Source organism: Pseudoalteromonas sp. SR45-5, assembly GCF_014163565.1.
Taxonomy (GTDB): Bacteria; Pseudomonadota; Gammaproteobacteria; order Enterobacterales; family Alteromonadaceae; genus Pseudoalteromonas; species Pseudoalteromonas distincta.
In genome coordinates, this window is record NZ_JACJDN010000918.1 from 1 (window position 1) to 1,127 (window position 1,127).

At 41.6% G+C, this 1,127-nt stretch carries 1 protein-coding gene; it reads left to right on the forward strand.

What is annotated here, in order from left to right:
• Nucleotides 1–452 precede the first annotated feature (452 nt).
• Nucleotides 453–1,127 (forward strand): SHOCT domain-containing protein (locus H5072_RS20065; protein WP_220488739.1); only part of this gene is annotated, 675 nt, incomplete at its 3' end.

Sequence of the window (1,127 nt, forward strand, 5' to 3'; positions counted from 1 at the left end):
TACTTTAAAGATTAGTTTTGCAGTGGTGTGTTTTAATTTCAAACAAAACAGAACACGTCCAATTTGAAAAACCAGCACACCTCACTAACCTGTTAATTTTTCATTATCATCAAAGCTAAAGGTAATGCAGCACTAGGGCGTGTTGTTCTTTGGTGGTTGAATTTACAGCAGTGTGTTTGGTATTTAAGCAAGGCAGAGTCTATGATGTGTGGTTGTTCCCCATACATAGGCGATAACGCAGCATAAATGCCAAACATGCGCTGCCCCTGGGTTCTTTCTAGGGACGATTGACTCTTTGTTGCTCGGTTTTTACTTAGCCCACTAGGTTACAAACCTCGCGCCGCGATTAAATCGCCCCTAGATTGAACAAATTTCAATCCCAAAAATCAACACGCCCTAGCGTATTTAAGATTTTTTAAATCAACCCAATCTACCTAATAGGATATTCTCTTATGCAAAAGCTAACAGATGTCGGTGAAAACTTAGTTAATGGTATAGCATCTCGTTATAACCTCAGTCACGATGCAGTAATTCACATGTTGGTTAGCGTTAATAACGGCGGTTGCTCAATGGCACAGTTTAATTGCCCAGAACTTGGTGGTTCTGGTCAATGGATGCGTGGCGGAATGACAATGGTTGGCGACATGTTTAACAACGGTTTAAAATCAACCGTTGATAACTTGTGCAACGAACTTGCTAATATATTGAGCAATAACCAAATATTTCCGGTTATTCCTGTAGGATCGCCTGGCAGCAATCAGTGGTGGCCAGGTAATCTAGGCTGCCCATTTAGCAGTGGTGCGCAAAATAATATTCGCTACGCTATATTCCCTAATCGCTTAGCCGTTGAATTAAATGGACAAGTGAGCGTATACGACACGTTAGATCATAATATTGGTGGTGTAAGCCAACAGCAAGGCAATAATACCTCTCTTACATTTAACAGTCAGTGGGGGACAATTAATGTAAATACCCTGCCATTAATTTCAGGGCAAACGCCAACGCCTCCAGAACCACAAAAAGATTTTACGCAGCAAGTAACGCAGCCGAATTTTGCATCGTCAACACCAAACCAAGTTGAAGCACCGGCTAATAATACTGTGGGGCAATACTCGGTAGACGAAACA